The sequence below is a fragment of the Propionivibrio sp. genome (genome assembly GCF_049316945.1).
Classification (GTDB): Bacteria; Pseudomonadota; Gammaproteobacteria; order Burkholderiales; family Rhodocyclaceae; genus Propionivibrio.
The window spans coordinates 1-3,058 of the sequence record NZ_JBMOJE010000280.1 but is presented as its reverse complement, the minus strand read 5'-3'; the positions used below and the strand labels follow the sequence as shown (position 1 = coordinate 3,058).

At 61.4% G+C, this 3,058-nt stretch carries 2 protein-coding genes; both read right to left on the bottom strand.

The window, feature by feature from the left end:
- Positions 1 to 625 precede the first annotated feature (625 nt).
- On the bottom strand, positions 626 to 1,084 hold the full coding sequence (locus ACOYNV_RS26980) for a response regulator (protein WP_422902906.1): 459 nt from the start codon (positions 1,082 to 1,084) through the stop codon (positions 626 to 628).
- A complete protein-coding gene (locus ACOYNV_RS26975; protein ID WP_422902905.1) occupies positions 1,081 to 2,772 on the bottom strand; it encodes a sensor histidine kinase in 1,692 nt (563 codons plus the stop codon). The genes ACOYNV_RS26980 and ACOYNV_RS26975 overlap by 4 nt, the downstream gene beginning before the upstream one ends.
- Positions 2,773 to 3,058: the final 286 nt, after the last annotated feature.

Genomic DNA, 3,058 nt, shown 5'->3' with positions numbered 1-3,058 from the left:
AATTATTGGAAAAAAAAGGCAGGGAACTGTTTGGTAGAGATCAGGTTCTCTGATGATATTGATCAATTGGACATTTCTGGCGCGTCGCAGTTCAGTGCCCGATTGCCTGGAGTCGCCAAGCGGCCAGCAGCGGAGGCGTCGGCCGGACGATCATGAAACCACTAACGGGCATGGCTTTGAAAGGCGCCCAACATTATGAAAGTCATGCCCTTTTCCCTCACCCCCGACCCCTCTGATGGAACTACTAGCCACTCGACTAAGCTGCCAAAAGACGGCAGCCAAGTCGCTGGTTATCCCAGAGGGCGAGGGGAGGTTCGAGAGTCGCTCGCGCGACTTTCACGCTAGACAGACTGCTGACCGTCCGCTCCCAGCGCACCCGGCTTTATACCCACTTCTCAATGGTTTCGGCCAATTCAGTCTCCTGCACCGGCAGGGTAAATTTGTTCTAACGGGCATGACTTTGCAAGGCGCCCCAAATTATGAAAGTCCCGCCCGTTTCCCTCACCCCCGACCCCTCTGATGGAACTACTAGCCACTCGACTAAGCTGCCAAAAGACGGCAGCCAAGTCGCTGGTTATCCCAGAGGGCGAGGGGAGGTTCGAGAGTCGCTGGCGCGACTTTCACGCTAACGGTATTTGGGGAGACGCACCAGTTTGATCCAGTAATCGCCAAGTTGGCCGATGACTGCGATGAACTGCGCAATATCAATCGGTTTGGTGATAAAGCCGGCGGCGCCCAGATTGTAGGAAGCGACGATGTCGCGTTCGGATTCTGAGGTCGTCAAAATCACTACCGGAATGCCGCACAGGGCCTCGTCTTTCTTGAGCGCGGCCAAGAATTCACGGCCATTCATGCGCGGCATGTTCAGATCGAGCAGAATCAGATCCGGGCGCGGCGCAGCAGAAAATCGCGGGCCTTCATGGCGCAGGAATTCGAGTGCCTCGCGGCCATCGACCACGTGCTGCAGGTCGGCCAGGATGTGGTTCTCGGTCAGGGCGGCCTTGACCAGGTGGGCGTCGGCCGCCTCGTCTTCGACGAGCAGGATGACGAACGGTTTCAATTCACTGTTTGATATCGAGTTCACGGGATTTCCTCACTAGGCAATTCAAATACGACGCTACAACCGCCGCCGGGCGTTTCTTCGATCCAGGTGCGCCCGCCACAACTTTCGGCAATGCGCCGCATGATGGCCAAGCCGATGCCGGTGCTTTCCGTGCCACCGCTTGAGCTCAATCGCTCGAATATGCGGAACACCCGCTCGCGGTATTGCGCCTCGATGCCGGGGCCGTTGTCGCTGACCCGGTAGCGTACGCGAGAATCCTGGCGCTCGCCATCGATGCTGATTCGTAGCGTGGGCGTTTTCTCCTCATTTTCGCCCGGCCGCCGCTTGGCGAGGCACCCATGAATCAGGGCGTTGTCCAGCACCACCTTGAACAGGTCGGCCAGTCGCGGGGCGTCGATCCATGCTGCTGGCAGATTGCCGACAGCGATTTCTGCGTCAGCGGTGCTGATTTGATCCTTTGCTCTTTCCAGTATGCGTGCGACGGTCTGGCGCGCATCGACCAGATCGACCTTGCCGCGCGGCTGGTCAGCGGCCAGATAACGCTCGATGTCGCGCAGCAGATTCTTCATGTAGCGCGCCTGCTGGTCGATGACGGTGAGCGACAGCTGCGCTTCCGGATCGTCGAGACGGCCGGCCAGATGAGTGCTCAAGCGGTCGGCGTAGCTGGCCAGGCGGCGGGCCGGCTCCTGCAAATGGTGGGCCGTGACTTCGGCAAAGCGCTGCAGATCCCGGTTGGCCAGCGTCAGCGCTTCGCCGGCCAGGGCCGACTTGCTCGCTTCGCGCTGCAATTGGTCATTGGCTACTTTTTGGGCGCGCCAGGAGACATCGCGCTCGGCCACGGCCATGGCCAGGATCAGTCCGGTCGCGCTGATGGCCATGGTGAACAACTGGATTTCGAGAATCCGCAAGCTCTGTGCCGTGGCGCCCGGGACGCGCAGCCAGCCGATCAGCGCGGCGATGGCGAAAGCATCGATCAGCAGCGCCAGCGTGACGGTGGTCAGCGCATCGAAACGCAGCGCCGCCCAGATGATCAGCGGGAACGAGGCGATCACCAGAAATTCGCTGTGCGTGATGCTGTTGGCGACGAGCAGGAGGCTGAAGGCCAGCGTCGTCAGCGCCAGGGCCAGCGCCTCCAGCGGGCGGGTACGCAAGGCCCCGCCTTGATTGTGCTGCCACAGAACGATGAGCATCGGCGCCAGCATGGCGGCACCAACCGCATCGCCGACATACCAGGAGACGAAAACCGCCGGCATGGCGGCCGCCGGGATCATGCCGTTGAGCCACAGTCCGGCGACGCCGACGCCGGCACTCAGCGTCGGCGTCAGCAGGGCGCCGACGCAGATCAGCAGCACCGTGTCGGTGAGGTCGCGCAGATCCGCCGGCTGACCGCCACGCCAGCGGCGGACGATGAGCAGCGCAGCCATCGCCGGCAGCGGGTTGCCCACAGCGGTGGCCAGCGCGAAGCCGAGCGGGGCGCCGGTCGAGGCGGTGGCGACGAAAGCGCCAACGCACAGACCGGGCCAGATGCGCGCACCGAACAGATAGGCGGCGGCCAGGGCGATCCCGGTCGGCGGCCAGAGCAGGGTGACATTGCCTTCGACCATGCCGCCCAGCCATAGCCCGAAAGCACCCGCGGCCGAATAAACCATGGCCACGGCCAGGTTGAGGACGATCAGGCGTGCGCGGCTGAAGGGCAGGGAGACCGGCATCAGGAAATGTCCTCTCCAGGCGTTTTTCCACAAGTTCTGATGGGGTGAAAAAAAATGCCTGAACACCCACCGCAGAGCCGCAAGGGTGACCGAAGGAAATGCAGAGCCGCAGAAGTTTCGCAGAGAAAACCTTGAACAACAATGGGGTTCCTCTGCGTTTTCTTTGCCACTTTGCGTCTCTGCGGTGGATTTTTGATATTTCCACAAACTCTGTGACTCATGCGACCTCCTGCGGCAGTTCAACGCAAAACCGGCTGCCCAGGCCTTCACCCGCCGAGGCAACCGA

Coding starts and splice junctions, on each gene's coding strand:
- ACOYNV_RS26975 (WP_422902905.1), bottom strand. CDS start 2,772: ATGCCGGTCTCCCTGCCCTTCAGCCGCGCACGCCTGATCGTCCTCAAC.